Source organism: Bacillus atrophaeus (assembly GCF_039519175.1).
Taxonomy (GTDB): Bacteria; Bacillota; Bacilli; order Bacillales; family Bacillaceae; genus Bacillus; species Bacillus atrophaeus.
In genome coordinates this window covers 718,108-740,081 of sequence record NZ_CP154443.1, presented here as the reverse complement: position 1 = coordinate 740,081, position 21,974 = coordinate 718,108, and the positions used below count along the sequence as shown (strand labels likewise).

Below are 21,974 nucleotides of genomic sequence, written 5' to 3'. Positions count from 1 at the left end.
CTCTCCTATATTGAGTATTTTTTAATCAGCGTCAGTACTTGTTCCGCCGATTCTGCGTTTATTAGATATTGAATGTTTTCTGGATCGCCCAGCATATTTGTCAGCTGGGAGAGCGCTTTTAAATGGGTTTCATTGTCGATTGCCGCAAGTACGATGATCAGCTGGGCTGTATGCTCGGGCTGATCTGAAAACGAAACGCCTTCTTTCAGTCTCAAAAAGCTCATTCCGATCTTGTTGACGCCATCCTCAGGTCTCGCGTGGGGAATGGCTACTTTTGGCGTAATGACAATATAGGGGCCGAGCGTTTTGATCGTGTTGATCATAGCCTCAATATATTGAGGGGTGATAGAGCCGTCATCCAGAAGCGGTTTTGCTGCCAGGCGGACGGCTTCTTCCCAGTTGCGGGCAGAGTGGGTCATTGTGATGTTTTGGTGTGTCATTAATTCAGCAAGCATTGGTTTATCATTCGCCTCCTTTTTGTGTTTGTACGGCTGTCCTAAGTATTCGGCAACTTCTTGTAACAGCTCATTTTTATGAAATACATCTGCATGTTTTTCGATAATTGTCATCAAATCGCGGGCGCATGGGTGGAAACGGGAGGCTGCGCCTGAAAGAGCGTCCACTTTTTTCAGCAGGCTGATTTTTTCCTGGCTATTTAAAATCGGATTGACAATAAATACAGGGACGCCTCTGTCAGGAAGCGGTGCGGTTGAAATCAGAAAGTCTGCATCAACCGCCATCGTTTCATAGACCCGGCTTGAGACTGTGCGTAAAATATCAACATTCGGCAAAAGATCCTCAATCTGGCTTTGCAAAATCTTTGAAGTACCGATTCCGCCGGGACAGACAATGACGGTTGTTTTTCTGCTGGAGGGAACCACGCCTTCACGTTTCATCCAGCCGCCGAAATGCATGGCGATAAACGCTGTTTCTTCACTGCTTATGGTGTGCCTGACCTCTTTTTCGAGATGATGAACGACCTTTTTAGTTAAATTGTATATGTCGCTGTATTTTGTTTGAATGGAGGCCGCCACATCACTTTCATTGTTCGAGATGTCGTATTTGATTCTGTAATACGCAGATCTCAAGTGAAGCGTTAGGTGTTTCCTCAGGCTTTCAGGATCTTGAAAAAGCACGCAGGCATATCGCTGAAAATCCACGACCATTTTGTCTGCAATGTCATGAATGTCCAGCTCGCCCGCTGTCAGACAGGATGAGGGAAACTGGCTGATCTTTGCTCCTAACAGGTGAGTCGTAAAGTAACACAGCTCTTGGTCAGGGATAAAAGCTTCCACAGGCAGATGAGCGGTTTCAAATGCTTGGACGGCTGCCTGGTACTCCTTCGTTTGCCGGATGGCGTACTGTTCTGCTTGGTCCAATTCAATTTCCTTTCCCGCTTTTATTCTGATAAGAAATAGGGTGAAGTGAACGCTTAAGCTGTTCAGCACGTGATCGGCATATTTGATTTGAAGCAGGCCTTCGCAATTCAGCAGAATGGAACGCATCTTCCGGATAAGCGGCTCACAGGCGGTTCTGTCGGGACAAAGGTCAGCGGTTATGGATTTGCTGCCGTTTTTTTGCATCAGTTTATTCGTGTATTCCGCCAGCAGCTTGCGTTTTTGCTGTTCAAGCCCGGACATAAAATAGCCTTTTTCCTTAGTGAAAGATAGTACGATGCCGAAGGTCTTCAGTTTTTCCCGGATATGCTTCATATCCTGTATGGCGGTATTGCGGCTGACTCTGTTCAAAATGATAAAGTCTTGCAGGAGATGACGGCTGCTCCTTATTAAAAGGCGCACGATGACTCTTGCCTGACGTTCGGAGGGAGAAAATTCATAGCTGTTATGTGTGAGCGTTTTCATTTCTGATAAAAGGGATTTTTTTGTGTTGTCTTCCAAGTAGAACCCCATGGAACGCATCCTTTTAATCGGTGATAATCCCGTTTCCTTCAGCCAGCCGTTAATTTTTTCAATGTCATAATACAGCGTTCTTCGAGAAATCTTTAAATGCTCGGTCAACTCGCTGCCAGTAACATAAGAGTTGGTGTTCATGACCAGATAAAGAATTGCTGAACTTCTTTGGTCCAAAGGCATGATGATCAGCTCCTTATGTCAACGTAATATCGGTCTGCCGTCCTTCATCCGGCTCGTGCTTAATTAAATTGTACCGGGGAGGACCGGAATTTATAAGACCAAATCAGTGCAATTGGTTTGTGCAAACATGAAGACAGTTAAATACATACCTTTCGCATTTAGAATTTCAGCCGTTGAAGAGATATAAGTAAGCTAAACAAAAAGACCTCCATTTGGAGGTCTTTTTGACTAGTTCTTTCTATTATAATAGTTTCATTTGTTAAGTAGGACGGATCAGCGTAAATTCCTCTCCAAGCTTGGAATATTGATTTCCCGCCAGTCTTGCGACAGCCTTTAATTCATCGGTGATGACGTACCCTTTCTCCTTGTCATATACACGTTCATCTAAATGGAAACAGACGACTCTTCCAATCAGCAGATCTGTCGTAATCGTGCCTTTATCATTTTCAAATGTGATATGCCGCTCTAATCTGCATTCAAAGCGAATGCGTGCTTCTTTAATGCCGGGAACTGACACACACGCGCTTTCTGCTGTATGCAGGGCGGTTTGCTCAATTTCGCTTTCCTCAGGGCTCAATCTTGCAGCGGTTTTGTTAATTTCTTCAATGATATCCTCATCACTGATATGTACGACAAATTCACCGCTGTATATTGCGTTTCTTGCTGTATCTTTTTGAATGCCTTCTACCCTGGCGACGGAAATGCCGAGAAGCGGCGGATCGGAGCTGATGACGTTAAAGAAACTGAATGGCGCTGCATTTACAGCTCTGTTTGCGGAAGAAAGCGTTGTGACAAAAGCGACGGGTCTTGGGATAACGGCTCCTGACAGTAATTTGTAAGTGTCTTTTGCATTGAGCTGCTCTGCTCGAAATGTATACATAAAATCAGCCACCTTATGTGTTAGTATGTGTTAATTATAACCAAACCCATTCAAGTAAAACAATCGAAGGAGGGTTGCATATTCTGAGTCGTGACATATATCTGATATGGGGGAGAAACAAAACATTCGAGCCGGAAAATGAAAAATAGGCTTCCGTATGCCGGCAGCCTATTGATAACGTATTCAGTTCATGGCAAAGCTATTTGTATTTCTTTTTCACTGTCCAAACATTGCCGTCTTTCCAGAATTCTTTTTTGCTGTAGTAATAGTCTTTTTTGTAGCTGCGTGAACGTTTAGAGCAGAAGTGTTTGTGTGAACGATATGATTTCTTATGGCTGCGAGATTTCTTGTGAGAACAGAATGATTTTTTATGGCTGCGAGATTTCTTGTGAGAACAGAATGATTTTTTATGGCTGCGAGATTTCTTGTGAGAACAGAATGATTTTTTATGGCTGCGAGATTTCTTGTGAGAACAGAAAGATTTTTTGTAGCTGCGAGATTTTTTCTTGTGTGAACGGTATGACTTTTTGTAGCTGCGAGATTTTTTCTTGTGAGAACAGAATGATTTTTTATGGCTGCGAGATTTCTTGTAAGAACAGTACGACTTTTTGTGGCTGCGTGATTTCTTATGAGAACAGTACGACTTTTTGTGGCTGCGTGATTTCTTGTGAGAACAGTACGACTTTTTATGGCTGCGTGATTTCTTGTGAGAACAGTACGACTTTTTGTGGCTGCGTTTTTTTCCATGCGGCTCTTGGTATAAATAATCCTTTAAACCTTCTTTTTTTGCAGATTTCACCGCTTTTTTAATATCAGAATGGGAATAGTGGCCCATTTTGAAACCCTCCTTTTTGTCATTTGCTTAAGGATTAATATCCTTACTAACCTCATAGTACGCAGTGATGTAAAAAGTGTATAAGTGTTCCGCTGAGTTCTGAAAAATAATAGCGCCTAAATATGGAAGGAGGTCTCCGGATGGAAAAACAATCGACATTACCGCTTTATCAGCTGTTTATTCATCCTAAAGATTTACGGGAGCTTAAAAAAGATATTTGGGACGATGATCCTGTCCCGGGTGTGATGAAAGTGAATCATAAAAGGCTTGATATTGACATTGCTTATCGAGGATCGCATATCAGAGATTTCAAGAAAAAATCGTACCATATCGAGTTTTTTCAGCCTAAAATATTCCGAGGCGCACATGAAATTCACTTGAATGCCGAGTATAAAGATCCCTCACTTATGAGAAATAAACTGTCCTTGGATTTTTTCTCAGAGCTGGGTACTTTGTCGCCTAAAGCGAATTATGTATATGTGAAAATAAATGGGAAAAATGAAGGGATCTATCTTGAGCTTGAGTCAGTGGATGAGCATTTTTTAGCGAAGCGTAAAGAAGCGAAGGGCGCCATTTTTTATGCGGTTGATGATGACGCTAATTTCTCTTTGATGAGCGATCTGGAAAAAGAAACGAAAACATCTCTTGAACTTGGGTATGAAAAGAAGACGGGGACCGAAGAGGATGACTTCTATTTGCAGGACATGATTTTTAAGATTAATACAGTTCCTAAAGCCCAATTTAAAGAAGAGATTACAAAGCATATAGATGTGGAAAAATATTTGCGCTGGCTTGCAGGCATTGTGTTCACCTCAAATTATGATGGGTTTGTTCATAACTATGCGCTGTACCGGAGCAGTGAAACCGGCCTGTTTGAGGTCATTCCCTGGGACTATGATGCGACTTGGGGAAGAGATATACACGGGGAGCGGATGGCTGCCGATTATGTAAGGATTCAAGGATTTAATACACTAACAGCCAGAATTCTCGATGAACCTCATTTCCGCAAGGCATATCAGCAGCTTTTGGAAAAAACGCTTCAAACGAATTTTACAATTGATTATATGAAACCGAAAGTTATGGCGCTGCATGAAGAAATCAGGCCTTTTGTCCTGACGGATCCATATAAAAAGGATGATATCGAGCGTTTTGACCGGGAGCCTGATGTCATTTGCCAGTACATTAAAGAGCGTGCGCAATTTATCAAAAGCGAATTATATCGTTTATCATGATGTTGAAAAAACAGGGCGGCTTCCAGAAGGAGCGCCTTTTTTCGTTTTTCTGACGTAACAGATAAGTTGGTTACATACTCCCAGACACTTCTTTGACTGCCTTCGATATATCAACAAATTGTCTCAGCACGGGATTTTGGCTGTCTTTTCTGTATGCTATGATCCATTCCGCCTTGAGCTGAAAATCATTAACGCTCCGGTAAGTTACATCGAGATTAAACAGCCTTCTGGCAGAGGAAGGGACAATGGTAATGCCGATGCCCGCTGTCACAAGTCCGATCACCATCTGGTATTCGGTTGCCTCCTGCACAATGTTCGGAACGAATCCGGCCTCCTCACAAAGCTTTATAAAATCCGTATACAAAGTGGGCCACGCTTCTTTTGCCAAGGTTATGATAGGCTCATTGGCCAAATCTTTGACGCTGATAGATGTTTTTAAAGCGAGCGGATGCTGTTTTGGCAAAGCCAATATGCATGGGCTGCTTTTCGTTGTTTCGGTATGTAATTCCGGATGAACCAAGGGCGGGTGAAGAATGCCGATGTCAATATTCCCCTTTAACAGTTCCTCCTCTTGCCTGTGCGAAGAAATTTCTTGAAGTTCGATTTTGACGGAGGGAAACATTTTCCGATATTCCCGAATGATCGGCGGCAGAAATTCATAGGTGGCTGAGCCGACAAATCCGATGACAAGATGCCCGTGTTCTCCCCGCGCGGTTCTTTGTGCCATTTCAATCGCCTGATCAATCTGGTTCAGCGCCATCCGGCATTGTTTTAAAAAAATTTCGCCGGCTGCTGTCAGCTGTACAATTCTCTTTGTCCGCTTCAGTAACGTCACCCCCAGTTCCTTCTCAAGCTGTTTGATCTGCTGGCTGAGCGGGGGCTGAGTCATATTCAGGCGCAGGGCCGCTTTGCCGAAATGAAGCTCTTCAGCGACTGCGATAAAGTATTGAAGGTGGCGAAGCTCCATAGATTATGCATTCCTTTCTCTGGTAATTAATTCGTAAAACATATTAATCATAAGTCGAATTGATATTGGAGGTCAATTTCCAAAGGGTGTATAGTGAATCATATCACAAGATTTATTTAAAATTTTATATTTAATCTGCATAATAAGGAGTGAGGGTGTTGACCAAAGCAACAAAAGAACAAAAATCCCCTATCAAAAATCGGGGGGCGGAGCTTGTTGTTGATTGCTTAGTGGAGCAAGGTGTCACACATGTTTTTGGCATTCCGGGTGCAAAAATTGATGCGGTTTTTGATGCTTTACAGGATAAAGGGCCGGAGCTGATTGTATGCCGGCATGAGCAAAATGCGGCGTTTATGGCTGCCGCTGTCGGGCGTTTAACCGGAAAACCGGGCGTCTGCCTTGTCACGTCCGGTCCGGGCGCATCCAATTTAGCGACAGGCCTGTTAACAGCAAATACAGAAGGTGATCCGGTCGTTGCGCTCGCGGGAAATGTCATACGGGCAGATCGGTTAAAACGGACACATCAATCATTGGATAACGCGGCTTTGTTTCAATCCATTACAAAATATAGTGTAGAAGTCCAGGATACAGGGAATATACCAGAAGCAGTCACAAATGCGTTCAGGGAAGCATCAGCAGGTCAGGCGGGTGCAGCTTTTGTAAGCTTTCCGCAAGATGTTGTGAATGAAGTCACAAACATTAAAAACGTTCGCGGGATTCCAACGCCGAAACAAGGGCCGGCACCGGACGAATTGATCAGCGCGGCCATTGCAAAAATCCAGACGGCGAAACTTCCCGTAATATTGGTAGGAATGAAGGGCGGAAGACCGGAAGCGGTAAAAGCCGTCCGCAAACTGCTGAAAAAGGTCAAACTTCCTTTTGTTGAAACATACCAAGCGGCGGGTACATTATCCAGAGAGCTTGAAGACCAATATTTCGGCCGTATCGGGCTATTCCGCAATCAGCCGGGCGACCTTTTGCTTGAGCAGGCGGATGTCGTGCTGACGATCGGTTATGATCCGATTGAGTACGATCCGAAATTCTGGAATGTAAAAGGAGACCGGACGATCATCCATCTTGACGAAATTCAGGCTGATATTGATCATGCTTACCAGCCGGAGCTTGAATTAATTGGTGATATCGCGTCAACTGTTCACCATATTGAACATGATGCCCTGAAGGTTGATATAGAGAAACGGGACCAAATGATGCTGAGCGAGTTGAAAGACATGCTGAATGAGAGCGAACAGGTCCCGGCAGAACAGAAGAAGGACCGGGTGCATCCGCTTCATATCATCAAAGAATTGCGCAGCGCAATAGATGATAACGTGACTGTCACTTGTGACATCGGATCACACGGCATTTGGATGTCCCGGTATTTCCGCGCGTATGAGCCGCTTAAACTTTTGATCAGCAACGGCATGCAGACGCTTGGCGTCGCGCTTCCGTGGGCGATCGCGGCAGCATTGATCAATCCGGGAGAAAAAGTGGTATCTGTCTCAGGTGACGGCGGTTTTCTTTTCTCAGCGATGGAGTTAGAAACGGCGGTTCGCCTTAAGACGCCTATCGTTCATCTCGTTTGGAATGACAGCACATATGACATGGTGGCATTTCAGCAAATGAAAAAATACAACCGCAAATCAGGCGTCGATTTCGGCAATGTTGATATTGTGAAGTATGCGGAAAGCTTCGGTGCAACCGGTTTGCGTGTTGAATCTCCGGATCAGCTGTCGGATGTCCTTCAAAAGGGTTTAAATACAGAAGGCCCGGTCATTATCGATATCCCGGTTGATTACAGCGACAACGTTCATTTAGCGAGCGACATGATTCCGAAGAAATTTGAAGAACATATGAAAACAAAAGCTCTCTAGCACTCTGCGCAACAGGAACCTGTTTTCTTATGAACAGAACAATAATTAAAGGAGTGAAGAGAATATGAAAAATGCAAGTGATGTGCAAGTATTAAGCCGCGGCCGGAAAGGCCAGCCGGCAAGCCAGGTGTATCAAGTATCAACCATGACATCTTTATTGGACGGAGTATACGACGGCGATTTTGAAATGGCAGACATTCCGAAATACGGTGATTTCGGAATCGGAACTTTTAATCAGCTTGACGGAGAGCTGATTGGTTTTGACGGAGAGTTTTACCGTCTTCGTTCAGACGGAAAAGCGACGCCTGTCCAAGATGGAGACCGTTCTCCGTTTTGTTCATTTACTTTCTTTAAGCCGGACATCACTCATAAGATTGATGCCAAAATGACACGGGAAGAATTTGAAGAAGAAATCATCAGTCTTCTGCCAAGCAAAAACTTGTTTTACGCGATCCGTTTAGACGGCGTATTTAAAAAGGTGAAGACAAGAACAGTGGAATTGCAGGAAAAACCATATGTGCCGATGGTTGAAGCGGTGAAAACGCAGCCTGTTTTTAACTTTGATAATATCAGAGGAACAATTGCCGGCTTTTGGACGCCGGGTTATGCAAATGGAATTGCTGTATCAGGCTACCACCTGCATTTCATAGATGAAGGCCGCAATACAGGCGGTCACGTGTTTGACTATGTCATTGAAGAATGCACAGTCACCATTTCACAAAAAATGAATATGAATCTGAGACTTCCGAATACATCAGACTTTTTCAATGCAAATTTAGATAACCCTGATTTTGCGAAAGATATTGAAACGACAGAAGGAAATCCTGAATAAAAAAAGAAAGCCCGCAAACGCAGGGCTTTCTTTTTGTTTGGCTATTTAAATGTTTTTAGGTAAAATACAGTCAAAACAGTAAAGGTGTGGATTCAATGAAAGTATTGGTTTTGGCTGTTCACCCTCATATGGAAACATCTGTCGTCAATAAGGCTTGGGTTGAAGAATTGAAAAAACATGATCAAATCACTGTTCGAGAACTCTACAAGGAGTACCCGGATGAAGCGATTGACGTAGTGAAAGAGCAGCAGCTGTGCGAGCAATATGACCGGATCGTCTTTCAATTCCCGCTATATTGGTATAGCTCTCCGCCCCTTTTGAAAAAATGGCTTGACCTAGTGCTGACATATGGATGGGCCTATGGTTCTGAAGGAAAAGCTCTGCACGGCAAGGAGTTGATGCTGGCCGTTTCCACAGGGAGCGAGGCAGAAAAATACCAGGCGGGCGGAAGCAACCATTATTCGTTAAGCGAGCTGCTTAAGCCGTTTCAAGCGACTAGCAATTTGATCGGCATGACGTACCTGCCGCCGTATGTTTTTTATGGAGTAAAATATGCAAATGCCGATGACATTGCAATCAGCGCAAAACGATTAACAGATCATATCCTGAATTCATTCTCTTAAAACAAAGTCCTGGCACATATGTGCCAAGGGCTTTTTAAATTAAAATTCGGGTAATTCTGATAGGTTATTTTCTTTTGTGCCGTCCGGTTCACTGCGTAAGATGTCGCGTCCGTATTTATGGAAGACATCCGTGTGAGCCAGATTCCCTGCTTTCGCTTCTGCCAGGGCGGCGGGGTAATCAAGCTCCCTGCCCGTGTTTGTTTTGACTGCAATAATATTATCATCGTCATTCCTTCGTACTGCGACAATTTCTTCTTTTCCCGATGTATCTGCTGTCTGATCATTGTTTGTTTGCCTGGATTTATAATCCTCAAACGCAGCTTCAAACTTATCCATCTTACAACACCTCCATTGTTTAACGTAAACAATTGCTCTCCATATCATGTATTTTTTAAAAATTAAATTGACTTAGGTGAAATAATAAGACAATTAAAGCGCAAATGATGTACGGTCAAGAAAATAATAGCTTGGTCAAGACAGCAGAAAAAACGGCATACGACAATATTTCCTGAGAAATATTTTGGAAATGCGACAATACGATCCATCATTAGAGAAAATAAAAGGGATTCCGCGTTATTAAACGGAATCCCTTTTCTGTTATTTTGACATTTGTAAGTCTTTTGTTTTGATATAACCTGTTTTACCGCCATAATCGACAAATACCCAATCATAATCAAACCCGCCATTTTTCGTCTTATTCCAGCCTAAAAAGGAGACACTGGTGTTGGCTGGAAGTGCTACTGTGCTTTTTCCAGCAGCAGAAGCATAAACATTGGTTTTTGTTGTGGTTTTCACTGTCGTTGCTTCTTTTACAATATAATGAGTAGAGACAAATCCTGTCTTACCGTTTTTATAATGAACCTTTGCCCAATCAGCATTTGAAAATGAAATCATTTTTAAGCTGTCGCCTAGATGAAGCGTGTCAGCTTTTGCGCTGGATGCCGAAGCTTTTGTTCTGACATTCAGTGCTTCTGCAGAAACCAAATATGAATCAATAGGGTAGCTGTATAGATCGTCGATGCTCACTGCCTTCATTGGCTGTTTTGCCTGCAAAGGGCTTGCGCCAAGTGCGGAGGCGGCTGTCACTCCGGCTGCGAGTGTAAATACTGACAATGTTTTTACCGTTCTCTTCATCTTGTCCCTCTCCTTTACTAAGAGAAATGAAAAAGTTTCTTTTATACCTTTTCACGTTTCTGTGGGCTGCTAAACATAAAAAAGGATCAGATAATCATCTGATCCGTAAATGGCCTTATTTCTGTGTCTCCAATTTTAACGGTGCCGAAATTGATTTTTTTACTTTTTTCCCATTTAGGATATCGTTTGCTGCTTCTGTTGCCAGTTTTCCGATCAGTTCTGGCTGCTGGGCGACGGTTGCCGAAAGCTTCCCGGCTTTAATGGAAGAAATCGCATCCGTATTGCCGTCAAAGCCGACGACGAGAATGTCTTTTCCAGAACTGTTGATGGCTTCAAGAGCGCCGAGCGCCATTTCATCATTATGGGCGAAAACCGCCTTGATTTCAGGATGTCCTTGCAGAAGGTTTTCCATGACGGTCAGTCCTTTGGTACGATCAAAGTCTGCGGATTGCTTTGTCACGACATCCAGTTTTTTGTCCGCTATATTGTGGAAGCCTGAGCCGCGTTCCCTTGTCGCGGAAGCACCCGGAACGCCTTCGAGCTCGGCAACCTTGGCGTTTTCTCCAAGCTGTTCAGCGATATATTCGGCGGCCATTTCTCCGCCTTTGATGTTATCAGAGGCGACCAGTGTCTCCACTTTGCCTTTTTCTGCAGAACGGTCAAGCGTCACGACAGGGATTCCAATCGAGTTTGCTGATTCTACGGCTGTTGAAATGGCCGATGAGTCGGTCGGATTAATTAAGAGAGCGTCTACTCCTTGTTGAATGAGATCTTCCACATCATTTGTCTGTTTGGAAGAGTCATTTTGTGCATCAACGATAATCACTTTGATGCCCCGTTTTTTCGCTTCCTTTTTTACTCCTTTTTTTAAAGAAACAAAGAATGGATTATTAAGGGTTGAAACGGATAAACCGATTTTTAATTCCTTTTTTTTGTCCGAGTTTGAAGGCTTTGCCCATTGGGGAGGCTCAAGCGAACAAGCGGACAGCAAAACCAATGATAATGATACGATGACCAATAACGCCTTCTTCATGTGTAACCCTCCTATGCTGACTTCTTACGGTCTAATAATACCGCGATTAAAATGACGATCCCTTTAACGACCATTTGATAAAATGATGATACGCCTAGCAGGTTCAGTCCGTTATTCAACGTGCCGATGATTAACACCCCGATTAATGTTCCGATCATGCGTCCGCGTCCGCCTGAAAGGCTTGTTCCGCCGAGAACCACCGCGGCAATTGCATCCAATTCGTAGGATTCTCCGGCGGTCGGCTGTGCTGAATTTAAGCGGGAAGTCAAAATAGCGCCCGCAAGAGCTGATAAAAGGCCGGCCAGTGAATAAATCATTACTTTGACCCGCGGTACTTTAATGCCGGAAATCAATGCTGCTTTTTCATTTCCGCCGATTGCATATGTGCGTCGTCCGAACGGTGTTTTATGAAGCAAAATCCAAAGGATGGCAAAGGCAATCACCATCGTAATCGCAGGGACGGGAATGCCGAGAAAGTAACCGCGCCCGAACAATTGAAACGCATAGTTTGTGCCAAGACCTGTAATCGGGTTTCCGTCTGTATAAACAAGCGTCAGCCCGCGGAACACAGTCATGGTTGCCAATGTGGCGATAAATGGAGCCATTTTTCCTTTTGTAATTAGAAGTCCGTTGATCATTCCCAGCACAGCACCGATGACACAGCCAATGATCACGGCGAGAATCGGATCAATGCCTGACACAATCATGCCGGCGACTAACGCGCTGGACAGGGCGAGAATGGCGCCGACAGACAGGTCAATTCCTCCTGTTAAAATGATAAAGGTCATGCCAAATGCGATAAGTGCATTAATGGCAACCTGACGCAGCAGATTTAATATATTTAACGGTTCAAGAAAGCTTGGATTTAAAATAGATACAATCAAAACGAGTATAAATAAACCGAGAAAAGGGACGAGCTTTTGAATAACTGTATCAAAATGAATGCGCTTTTGTTGTTGTGTATGTTCAATTTTCATCTTACTGCCCTCCTGTGGCGAGTGTCATAATCCGTTCCTGTGTGGCTTCATGGGAGGCGACTTCTCCGCTGATTTTTCCTTCATGTACGACAATGATTCTGTCACTCATTCCGATAATTTCAGGAAGCTCGGATGAAACCATAATAATCGCGACTCCCCGATCGGTCAGTTCGTTCATTAAAGTATAAATTTCTCTTTTTGCTCCTACGTCAACACCTCTAGTCGGTTCGTCCAAAATCAATACCTTAGGACCGATGCCGATCCATTTGGCAATTACGACTTTTTGTTGATTCCCGCCTGAGAGATTGCGCGCATGGGTTTCAGGTGAAGCGGTTTTAATGGTCAGTCGGTTGATCAGCAGCTCGACAAATGAGGCTTCGCGTTTTTGGTCGATCACACCTTTAGGAGAAAAGCTGGTCAGACTGGGAAGAGCTATGTTTTCCCGGATAGACGTGTCTAGCAACAACCCCTCGTCTTTACGATTCTCAGTAATAAAGCCGAGCCCTTTTTTGACTGCGTCATTCGGGTTTTTAATGTTTGTTTTCTTTCCTGCAAGCCAGATTTCCCCGGAGTCCAGACGGTCAATGCCGAACAGCGCTCTCATGATCTCTGTCCGTCCGGCCCCCATCAAACCTGAGACACCGACAATCTCGCCGGAACGTACATGGAAGCTGACATGTTCGAAGCTGCCTTTTTTGGACGCGTCCCTCACTTCTAATACGATATCGCCGAGCTCGGGTCTTCGTTGAGGATAACGATCGGTCAATTCACGGCCGACCATTTTTTTGACGACTTCATCAAAGCTCGTTTCCGAAATGTTTGTCGTATCAACTGTTTTTCCGTCCCGCATAATGGTGATTCGGTCGCAAATCGAAAAAATTTCCTCCATTCGATGCGAAATATAGACGATAGACACTCCGTCCTTTTTTAAGGACGCAATAACCTCAAAAAGCTTGTTGATTTCCCGTTCTGTCAAGGCTGCGGTCGGTTCGTCCATAATGATGACTTCAGCCTTTGTCATCAGCGCTTTAGCAATTTCGATCATTTGCTGCTGGCCGACAGAACATTTCCCGGCTTCTTGATCAAGAGATAATGAGACGGAAAGCTTTTCAAATTGCTTTTTTGCTAGCGCTTTCATTTTCTTTGTGTTTAGAATTCCGAGTTTTGATGTCATCTCTTTTCCGATAAAAAGATTTTCTAAGACAGTCATTTCCGGCCAAATATTCAGCTCTTGGTGAATGAATGCGATTCCATTTTGTTCCGCTTCTTTTGGATTGGAGAAATAGGTTTCCTTGCCGTTGATTCTGATGCTCCCTTTATCAAGGCCGTGCAGACCTGTCAGGAGGTTCATGAGAGTTGATTTGCCCGCGCCGTTTTCTCCCATCAACGCGTGAACCTCGCCTGGCTTTAGGTTAAAAGAAACGCCTGAGAGCACTTGGTTTTTACCGAATGCCTTATGGATGTCATTCATGTCGATCTGCATTCTTTATCCCCTCTTTCTAGAAAATCACACCTGCCTGCAGGATGCAGTTTGCGTATGGCGTGACTTCGCCTGTTCGTATGATGGCTTTTGCTTCCTTAGTCAGCTGTTTGAATTCTTCGTGAGACAGATATTCAACCGGCTGTTTTTTAAACTGGTTTTCTATAAAATTCGCAATCTGCGGATTGGCTGTCTTGATTTCAGAAGCTGCCGTGACTTTTTCGACGACCATTTCCTCTGCCAGCAGTTCGGTGACGTCCTTAAAGCCGGGAATACCGGGCTTTAGGGACAGATCAATTTTCAGGACGCTGTCAGGCACAGGCAATCCTGCATCCGCGATGACGATTTTGTCTGTGTGGCCAAGGTCCGCCAAAATCTTGGCGAGATGGCTGTTTAAAATGCCGTGTTTTTTCATGACAGCAGCTCCTCGACTTCTTCCCTTGCCGGCATCCCGCCCTGAGCGCCGAATTTACAGACGGAAATGGATGCAGCGCGATTGGCGAATCGCAGAGCGTCGTCAATTTCTTTACCTTCCGCAAGAGCGACTGCAAATGCAGCGTTGAAGGTATCTCCCGCGCCCGTTGTGTCAACCGCTTCAACAGGGAAGGAAGGGATGAGCCGTTCTTTGCTGCCGTCTGAGTAGCGGACGCCTTGTTTGCCTTCTGTAATAAACAGCTTAGCCGGATATTGTGTGAGTGCTTCAGAGGCTGTCATGCCGGGAAACAAAATGGCCGCTTCATGTTCGTTTGGCGTAAGGAATGAAGCATAATCGATCGTTTCCTGTTTAAGCGGACGGGCAGGAGCCGGATTCAGCATGATCGGAATATCGTGTGAGCGGCAATAGCTGCAAACCTCATCTACCGTTAATTCAGGAATTTCCTGCTGAATGAGCACGATGTCGATTTTTTCAAGTTGTTCAAGTGCCTGTTTGGCATACTCAGGTGTGATCTCATCATTGGCGCCTTTTACAACTACAATGCTGTTATCGCCTTCTGCGAGCACGATGTGAGCTGTTCCGCTGTCTTTATGTGTAACCGGTTCCATATATTCGGTGCTGACACCGTTTGCTTTCAGATTATCAATGATCGCTTTACCGTAGTGATCGTCCCCGACCTTACCGACCATTGTGACGCGGGCGCCGAGTCTGGAAGCCGCGACCGCCTGATTCGCTCCCTTGCCGCCGGGCACTGTCTGGAATGAGGTGCCAAGCACGGTTTCTCCTGCTTTCGGGCGTTTATCCGATGTGACGACTAAGTCCATCGAACAGCTGCCGATTACGCAAATATTGCTCATTTGTCAATCTCCCTTTCTAGTCGTTTGTCTTTTGATAAAGGTAACGGGCATCTGGATTGCCGTCTCTTTTAAAGGCTGTTTTTTTATGATGTTCAGAAGGAGCTTGGCCGCTTCCTTTCCCATGTCATATGCCGGCTGTCTAATCGTGGAAAGCGGCGGGAAAAGGAGTTCGCTTTGCGGTATATCATCATAACCGATAATCTGGATATCATCAGGGACCCGTTTTTCTTGCTGCAATGCTTCATGCAGAACAGCCGCAGCCACAATGTCATTGCTGGCAATTACGCCGTCCGTATCCGGATAAGCAGCAAAGAGTTCTTTTGCCGATGTTTGGGCATCCTTAAAAGAAAATGATGCTGTCGTGATGATCTGAAAGTTCACATCAGCGTGACGTAAAACATCGAGCGCGCCGCTAAAGCGTTCTTGCGCGGTCGGCAGGTGGGCAGGCCCTTTGAAGAGCGTGATGCACTTACTGTTCCCGCGCAGCATTTCCTCGGCAGCGATTTTTCCCCCGGTCCGTCCGTCGCTGTATACAGAAGGAGCGCCTTCAGGTGTCCGGTCCAAAAAAACCACAGGCTGTTCCATGCCGCTGTATTCCGCAAGATCGGGATAGTTTGTGGCAGCAATCATTCCTGCGACTTGATTTTGCTTAAAGGTTTGAAGGTATTCAAGCTCTTTTTCAAGATGTTCATCACTGTTTCCGAAGATAAGCCGATAGCCTTCACGCTGTAATTCATCCTCAACACCCCGGGCAAGCTGAGGAAAAAAGGGGTTTGTAATATCCGGAAGCAATAGTCCGATCAGTCGCGATTCTCTTTTATAGAGGGATCTGGCGACTTCATTCGGATAATAATTCAGCTTTTCCATTGCCGCCGTCACCCGTGTTCTTGTTTCTTCATGTACATAACCGTTGTCATTCAGCACGCGGGAGACTGTCGCGACAGAAACACCCGCGGCTCCGGCGACATCCTTAATCGTAGCCACAAAAGCTCCTCCTTACAATGTGTAACCGTTTACACAAAATAGATTATCACGAACAATGAAGGTTGGCAACAGAAATGTGCAAACCAAAAAAGGAGAACGAATCTCCTTTTCAATTCACTATGCCAATTTGAGAAATGCGAACCTCGATATCCGGAATGATTTCGATAGAGGTATACAGGTCTCTCCAATTAAATCGCCTGTATTCTTCGAGATGCTTTGATTTATATTTTCTTCCTATTCCTAAGACATCGGATTTGTAAGATTGAGTCTTTTTAATAATAGAGGCAGCATCTTTTTCTAAATGGTTTGAAGCCTGCCGATTAATTCTTGTAATTACCTTGTTTGAATCCAGCATGTCCTTCGGATATTCGACAACTCTTGCGTCCAGCTTTAATGACAGCTTTACTTTTAGATGATCGGGATTTGCATCTATAAAGGAAATCGAGCGCGAAGCATCTGTAATTCCTAAGGAAATGTAGTTTTTGATATCGGGTTTGTAATGATCCCAGAGTTTCAGGTTGATGCCGGCTGATTTGTTAAAATGGCCTGCCAAAAGAGTCAGGAGCGTCGAATCTTGTCCGCGTATTTCTGTCACTTTTTTCTGGTTGCTGAACAAAGCGGTACCTTCCACTTTAATCGTTTTTCCATTATGAACAGAAAGATAAGGAAGAGTAAAATCCTCACCCGTATGCAGCATTTTTGAACGGATGGTTTGCAGATTTTCAAGCTGAATGTTTGATTCCTCACTCGCGCTGTTTAGAAGGTTGCTCAAAAATTTGCTTACAATCAGTTTTTGGTCAACAATTAGCTGCAGCACTTCAATTGCTTTCCCGTCCTTTACGACAGCGGGTTGTGCGAGCAAAGGGCTTTTCGCATCTCTGTAGTACGTATCAAGATAAGGAAACATCTGCTTTTCCGCCATTTTTTCTCCGATAAGCAATATCCGCTGTTTCGAGGTGTCGATCCGCTGATCCACAAGCTTATCTAATTTAAAACGGGCCTCGCGTGTTGTATGTCCTGTAGCACTGAGCACAGTGGTGATGAATGTCCCGCCTGTTTCCTGTTCCGCCTGTGAACTCTGTACTTTTCGATAGGTAATGCCCATCGTGTTATTTCCGTTTTCATCAGTGTCAAGACTGGCTGTCAGAACAAGTGCTATGTCTTTTAATAAGTTCTGGTCCCAACAGCCGGTTACACCCAGACATAAACACATGATAATGACTAGTACATGTTTAGAGCGCATGCCGTCCCCCCTTTTTCATCATAAAAGCAATGAGTGCCACAATAACCGGGAAGAGATAGACAAAAATAAAGTCCGCGATACGGCTGACTTGATCGACAACATGCACACTTTGATCAGTACGCGTTGCCGAGATAGACAACATAAAAACGATGGCAGAGAGGATATAAACAAACGATTTATGATCTTGTTTCCCGAATAATTTAGCTGCCCCGGTACTTGCAAGATAGAAGACATTTGCTAGTGTGGCAAATACAGTGACAAACCAAAATGTCAGAAAGATGAGGTCCGTCCGCTCGATTACCCGGAATGAGACGGTTTTTAATAAATACAAAACAGGTTCAGGAATGATATTGATTTCCTCAGGGCTGAAAATGACAAAACAAGTCACAGTGATATATAGATAGTAGAAAGTCGTAAACAAATTGGCAATCGTCATGATCTTATAGCGCTGTCTGACGGTACCCTTCACAAGCGGCGCTAAAATCAGCATGGATTCAAAGCCATTCACACTGACAAACATATCCTGCGAAGCCCAGAATATATCCCTTACATCACCCTGAAAAATCGGAAGGATATAAGAAATATCGGCATCGCCAAGAGTGTAAATTAAAGGCAAAGACAAACCTACCATAATCGGTGTCAAAACAAAGCTGAATCTGGTAATGGCTTGTATCGGTTCTTTTGCAATATAAACGGATCCAAACACAATCATCAGACTGATCACCCAATTTGGCGTCAGCGGCAGCACCCAAATATCTAAAATCCTTGAAAAAACAGATAAAATAAGAACACAGTTGAGCATGAAATAAAATATATATATCAGCTGAAGCGCTTTTCCGACATATTTTCCAAACATTTTTTCCAGCATTTCATAAAAGGTCAGCTCGGGAAATCGGAAAAATAAAATCATATACAGGCTGATCGTAACTTGGATTAAAACACCGGATAATAGGATGGAGATCCATCCGTCGCTTCCCGCTCTCTTCATCAGCATATGAGGCAAAGCGAGAAGCCCTATACTGACTTGGGTTTGAATAATAAAAAAGACGGCTTGCAGCTGGCTGATGTTTTTATTTTTCATCTTTTTTCCATCCTCTTATGTTTTTAAGGCGGGTTGCAGCTTTTGGTTTGAGATAAACTGGCCGCTTCTTATAAAGCCAAGACGGGAGCCTGATAAAGGCATCTTTTAAATCGGAAAAATGAAACGGTGAAAGCGGTGATAAATAAGGAATCCCGAGAGATTCAAGCTTACATAAATTCATCAAAATCAATCCAAACCCAAAGCCGATTCCGATAAAACCAAAGGAGGCGGCTAAAAACATGAGCGGAAAACGTATCGTGCGAATTGTGGTGCTCATTTCATAGGAAGGAAGCACAAAAGAAGACACAGCTGTCACCGCTACGACAATAATCATCATATTAGAGATTAATCCCGCCTGGACGACAGCGTCGCCAATGACCAGTCCGCCGACAATGCCGATTGTCTGGCTGATCGGCTTAGGAAGGCGCACCCCTGCTTCACGAATGAGTTCAATTGTAATTTCCATAATCATTGCTTCAACCAAAGGAGGAAACGGAATATTAACGATTGAGTTTTTCATCGTGACAATCAAATCGTTAGGAATAACCTCAAAATGAAAAGCAATCAGAGATATATAAAAAGCCGGCAATGTGATGGCGATCGAAAATGCCAAAAATCGCAGGGTTCTCATCACACTGGCGGAAACCCACCGTGTGCTGTAATCATCAGGAGATTGAAAAAAGGAAAAAAAGGTGATCGGGGCTATAATGGCTGACGGGCTTCCATCCATCATCAGAATCACGCAGCCTTCCATAATATTCGCTTTTACTTTGTCAGGCCGTTCAGTATTGATGACTTGAGGGAAAAGAGAAAAGGAATTGTCCTCAATCGCTTCTTCAATGATTCCGGGAGTCAATAAGCTATCTATCTTTAAATATGAAAGACGACGTTTCATTTCTTTTACGATTTCCGGGTCAGCGATATCCTCTATGTACAGCAGTGCTACCCGTGACCTGGCTTTTTCTCCGATATTTACATAGTGAATAGCCAGATTATGATCCTGAACATGATAACGAATCTGCTGAATATTCGTATCCAAGCTCTCTACAAAACCGTCATGAGCCCCGCGCACGATGCTTTCCGATTCCGGTTCGGTGATAGAGCGGAGCGGATTTTGGCCCGCTGTAAAGAGTTTTGCCTGTTCGGACAGTTCGCTGAAATACACAACGCTCCCCGATAAAATCGCATCAATGATATCGCAAAGTTCATTCTTTTCTGAGCTGCTGATGGCCTTCATATACAATTCAGGAGACTCGTCCTGCTGATAAAAATCAATAATAAATTCGTTGAGCTTTTTTTCATCAATCACGTTTTGCAGATAGAAAAAAACAGCTTTCGTATCCTTCATGTCAATCATGCGAATCCTTAAATCTTCGCACAGGATCAATTCCTCTTTTAAGGTCTGAACGGCAGAATCAAAATTGCCTTTCAAAAGGAGTTTCTCATCAGATGAATTCTTGTCGGCGGGCATCCTATCACATCCTTCCGATCTCGTAGTGTAGTTTTTAACAGCTATGCAGGTTTTATTCATGTATAAAATCGAGTAAATGTGACTTCATTTGCGAAAAAAACACAAAATTTGACAAACCATTCACATTTATGGATGAAGATTTCATGAACAAAAATTAAGTTTTATTAAAATTGTTTCAAAAGCATGTGAATAGACCTGCAAATGAATAGAAATCAAAAAGACTTTTTGCATAGAAAATGTTTATTTTTGTTAGTAAACACGGACCTCTCTTCAGCCTATATTCGTCGCTGAGCGGCATAGTCATTTTGGAATAGGACTGCTACCTGCTATTCCTTACGCAAAGGATGACTATATGACCTTATCCTTAAAAAATAGGTAAATAACGTTTCAAGGTCAAAGGAAGGCCAAACCTGCGTCATACCCTTGAAAAGTTGATATGAAAGGGATGGAAAAGATAGATTCAAAGTACATCTTTATTCCAATCCTCTTCACTAGGCATAAAAGTCCAGAAAAAAATGAAGTTGTAAATGTAAGCGCATTCGTAATTAAGAAAGGAAAATCTAGTAAGATCTAAGTCCTGTTATTTACCAAAAATATCAAATGTAAATTGGGTATTATATCTCCTTCAAAAGAGAGGTTTGGCTCAGAGACTGGGGGAAGATTATGTTACATAATGCCGATTGAGAATTCATAGTGATTCTATATACTGATGAATGAATTTACAACAAATATAGAAGGAGATGTCGATAAGCAATGTGGTTACTCATTTTAGCCTGTGCTGTCATAGTAGTCATCGGAATATTAGAAAAAAGGCGACATCAGAAAAATATTGATGCCCTGCCTGTGCGAGTCAACATTAACGGCATTCGCGGCAAATCCACAGTCACAAGGCTGACAACCGGAATTTTAATGGAAGCTGGTTACAAAACTGTAGGAAAAACAACAGGTACGGACGCAAGAATGATTTATTGGGATACACCGGAAGAAAAACCGATTAAACGGAAACCGCAAGGGCCGAATATCGGGGAACAAAAAGAAGTAATGAAAGAAACGGTGGACAGAGGGGCCAACGCAATTGTCAGTGAGTGCATGGCTGTAAATCCTGACTACCAAATCATCTTTCAGGAAGAACTGCTGCAAGCGAATATCGGAGTCATCGTAAATGTCCTGGAGGATCATATGGACGTCATGGGACCGACACTCGATGAGATCGCGGAAGCATTTACCGCAACGATTCCTTATAATGGCCATTTGATTATTACAGATAGTGAATATACAGATTTCTTTAAACAAAAAGCAAAAGAACGAAACACAGAAGTCATTATAGCTGATAATTCTAAAATTACGGACGAGTATTTGCGTAAGTTTGAATATATGGTATTTCCTGATAATGCTTCACTCGCTCTCGGTGTTGCCCAAGCGCTTGGCATTGATGAAGATACCGCTTTCAGAGGCATGCTGAATGCGCCGCCTGATCCGGGAGCAATGAGAATTCTTCCATTAATCAGTCCGAGTGAACCTGGTCATTTTGTAAATGGCTTTGCTGCAAACGACGCTTCTTCTACATTGAATATATGGAAACGTGTGAAAGAAATTGGGTATCCGACCGATGAACCCATCGTCATCATGAACTGCCGGGCGGACCGTGTAGATCGGACACAGCAATTTGCAAATGATGTTCTTCCTTATATTGAAGCAAGTGAACTGATTCTGATCGGAGAAACGACAGAACCTATTGTAAAAGCCTTTGAAGAAGGAAAGATACCTGCAGATAAGCTGCACGATCTTGAATACAAGTCGACAGAAGAGATTATGGAAGTCTTAAAGAAAAAAATGCACAACCGTGTCATATATGGTGTCGGTAACATTCATGGTTCAGCAGAACCGCTAATCGAAAAAATCCAAGAATACAAGGTTAAGCAGCTCGTTAGCTAGGAGGAAACGT

At 43.6% G+C, this 21,974-nt stretch carries 20 protein-coding genes; 5 read left to right on the top strand and 15 right to left on the bottom strand.

Features of this window, described 5'->3' with window-relative positions; all coding sequences use genetic code 11:
- Nucleotides 1-5: 5 nt before the first annotated feature.
- The 3 genes from AAHT65_RS03805 to cotG form a co-directional block, all read right to left on the bottom strand.
- Nucleotides 6-2,093 carry a BglG family transcription antiterminator gene (locus AAHT65_RS03805; RefSeq protein WP_343311007.1) on the bottom strand — a complete coding sequence of 696 codons (2,088 nt, stop codon included), beginning with the start codon at nucleotides 2,091-2,093 and terminating at the stop codon, nucleotides 6-8.
- A gap of 259 nt (nucleotides 2,094-2,352) precedes the next feature.
- Nucleotides 2,353-2,973, bottom strand: a complete 621-nt coding sequence (locus AAHT65_RS03800; RefSeq protein WP_343311006.1) for a flavin reductase family protein — start codon at nucleotides 2,971-2,973, stop codon at nucleotides 2,353-2,355.
- A gap of 199 nt (nucleotides 2,974-3,172) precedes the next feature.
- Entirely contained in the window at nucleotides 3,173-3,808 is a 636-nt protein-coding gene (cotG, locus tag AAHT65_RS03795) for a spore coat protein CotG (RefSeq protein ID WP_343311005.1), read from the bottom strand.
- A gap of 140 nt (nucleotides 3,809-3,948) precedes the next feature.
- Between cotG and cotH the strand changes: the two genes are divergently transcribed.
- Nucleotides 3,949-5,040, top strand: coding sequence for a spore coat protein CotH (gene cotH / locus AAHT65_RS03790; RefSeq protein ID WP_010790132.1), 1,092 nt, complete (start codon nucleotides 3,949-3,951; stop codon nucleotides 5,038-5,040).
- 70 nt (nucleotides 5,041-5,110) lie between these two features.
- On the opposite strand, the gene alsR is transcribed toward cotH, so the two are convergent.
- Nucleotides 5,111-6,007: an acetoin biosynthesis transcriptional regulator AlsR gene (gene alsR / locus AAHT65_RS03785; RefSeq protein WP_003326652.1), complete on the bottom strand. Its 897-nt coding sequence runs from the start codon at nucleotides 6,005-6,007 to the stop codon at nucleotides 5,111-5,113.
- A 158-nt stretch (nucleotides 6,008-6,165) separates the two neighbouring features.
- Here alsR and alsS point away from each other — a divergent pair, with 158 nt between their 5' ends.
- The 3 genes from alsS to AAHT65_RS03770 all read left to right on the top strand — a co-directional run bounded on the left by alsS (nucleotide 6,166) and on the right by AAHT65_RS03770 (nucleotide 9,333).
- Nucleotides 6,166-7,878, top strand: a complete 1,713-nt coding sequence (gene alsS / locus AAHT65_RS03780; protein ID WP_343311004.1) for an acetolactate synthase AlsS — start codon at nucleotides 6,166-6,168, stop codon at nucleotides 7,876-7,878.
- A 64-nt stretch (nucleotides 7,879-7,942) separates the two neighbouring features.
- Nucleotides 7,943-8,710, top strand: a complete 768-nt coding sequence (gene budA / locus AAHT65_RS03775; protein ID WP_003326654.1) for an acetolactate decarboxylase — start codon at nucleotides 7,943-7,945, stop codon at nucleotides 8,708-8,710.
- A 95-nt stretch (nucleotides 8,711-8,805) separates the two neighbouring features.
- A complete protein-coding gene (locus AAHT65_RS03770; protein WP_003326655.1) occupies nucleotides 8,806-9,333 on the top strand; it encodes an NAD(P)H-dependent oxidoreductase in 528 nt (175 codons plus the stop codon).
- A gap of 39 nt (nucleotides 9,334-9,372) precedes the next feature.
- Here the strand turns inward: AAHT65_RS03770 and AAHT65_RS03765 are convergent, their stop codons facing one another.
- From AAHT65_RS03765 to AAHT65_RS03715, 11 genes are all read right to left on the bottom strand, one after another.
- A complete protein-coding gene (locus AAHT65_RS03765) occupies nucleotides 9,373-9,669 on the bottom strand; it encodes a DUF3892 domain-containing protein (RefSeq protein ID WP_343311003.1) in 297 nt (98 codons plus the stop codon).
- A 261-nt stretch (nucleotides 9,670-9,930) separates the two neighbouring features.
- Nucleotides 9,931-10,467, bottom strand: coding sequence for an SH3 domain-containing protein (locus AAHT65_RS03760; protein ID WP_343311002.1), 537 nt, complete (start codon nucleotides 10,465-10,467; stop codon nucleotides 9,931-9,933).
- Between the two features lie 115 nt (nucleotides 10,468-10,582).
- Nucleotides 10,583-11,500: a ribose ABC transporter substrate-binding protein RbsB gene (gene rbsB, locus AAHT65_RS03755; protein ID WP_343311001.1), complete on the bottom strand. Its 918-nt coding sequence runs from the start codon at nucleotides 11,498-11,500 to the stop codon at nucleotides 10,583-10,585.
- 11 nt (nucleotides 11,501-11,511) lie between these two features.
- Nucleotides 11,512-12,477, bottom strand: coding sequence for a ribose ABC transporter permease RbsC (gene rbsC / locus AAHT65_RS03750; RefSeq protein ID WP_010790126.1), 966 nt, complete (start codon nucleotides 12,475-12,477; stop codon nucleotides 11,512-11,514).
- A gap of 1 nt (nucleotide 12,478) precedes the next feature.
- The gene (locus AAHT65_RS03745; protein WP_277713983.1) at nucleotides 12,479-13,960 is read right to left on the bottom strand and encodes a sugar ABC transporter ATP-binding protein; all 1,482 of its coding nucleotides are present in this window, start codon (nucleotides 13,958-13,960) and stop codon (nucleotides 12,479-12,481) included.
- Nucleotides 13,961-13,976: 16 nt separating this feature from the next.
- Nucleotides 13,977-14,372, bottom strand: a complete 396-nt coding sequence (gene rbsD, locus AAHT65_RS03740) for a D-ribose pyranase (protein WP_010790124.1) — start codon at nucleotides 14,370-14,372, stop codon at nucleotides 13,977-13,979.
- On the bottom strand, nucleotides 14,369-15,250 hold the full coding sequence (rbsK, locus tag AAHT65_RS03735; protein ID WP_010790123.1) for a ribokinase: 882 nt from the start codon (nucleotides 15,248-15,250) through the stop codon (nucleotides 14,369-14,371). Before rbsK ends, rbsD begins: the two co-directional genes overlap by 4 nt.
- A 3-nt stretch (nucleotides 15,251-15,253) precedes the next feature.
- A complete protein-coding gene (locus AAHT65_RS03730; RefSeq protein ID WP_010790122.1) occupies nucleotides 15,254-16,234 on the bottom strand; it encodes a LacI family DNA-binding transcriptional regulator in 981 nt (326 codons plus the stop codon).
- A 109-nt stretch (nucleotides 16,235-16,343) separates the two neighbouring features.
- Complete coding sequence (locus AAHT65_RS03725; protein ID WP_199679838.1) at nucleotides 16,344-17,477, bottom strand: Ger(x)C family spore germination protein; 1,134 nt, start codon at nucleotides 17,475-17,477, stop codon at nucleotides 16,344-16,346.
- Nucleotides 17,467-18,558, bottom strand: a complete 1,092-nt coding sequence (locus AAHT65_RS03720) for an endospore germination permease (protein ID WP_343310999.1) — start codon at nucleotides 18,556-18,558, stop codon at nucleotides 17,467-17,469. The genes AAHT65_RS03725 and AAHT65_RS03720 overlap by 11 nt, the downstream gene beginning before the upstream one ends.
- Nucleotides 18,548-20,029, bottom strand: a complete 1,482-nt coding sequence (locus AAHT65_RS03715) for a spore germination protein (protein WP_343310998.1) — start codon at nucleotides 20,027-20,029, stop codon at nucleotides 18,548-18,550. Before AAHT65_RS03715 ends, AAHT65_RS03720 begins: the two co-directional genes overlap by 11 nt.
- A gap of 753 nt (nucleotides 20,030-20,782) precedes the next feature.
- Here AAHT65_RS03715 and pgsB point away from each other — a divergent pair.
- Nucleotides 20,783-21,964, top strand: a complete 1,182-nt coding sequence (pgsB, locus tag AAHT65_RS03710) for a poly-gamma-glutamate synthase PgsB (RefSeq protein WP_003326669.1) — start codon at nucleotides 20,783-20,785, stop codon at nucleotides 21,962-21,964.
- Nucleotides 21,965-21,974 lie beyond the last annotated feature (10 nt).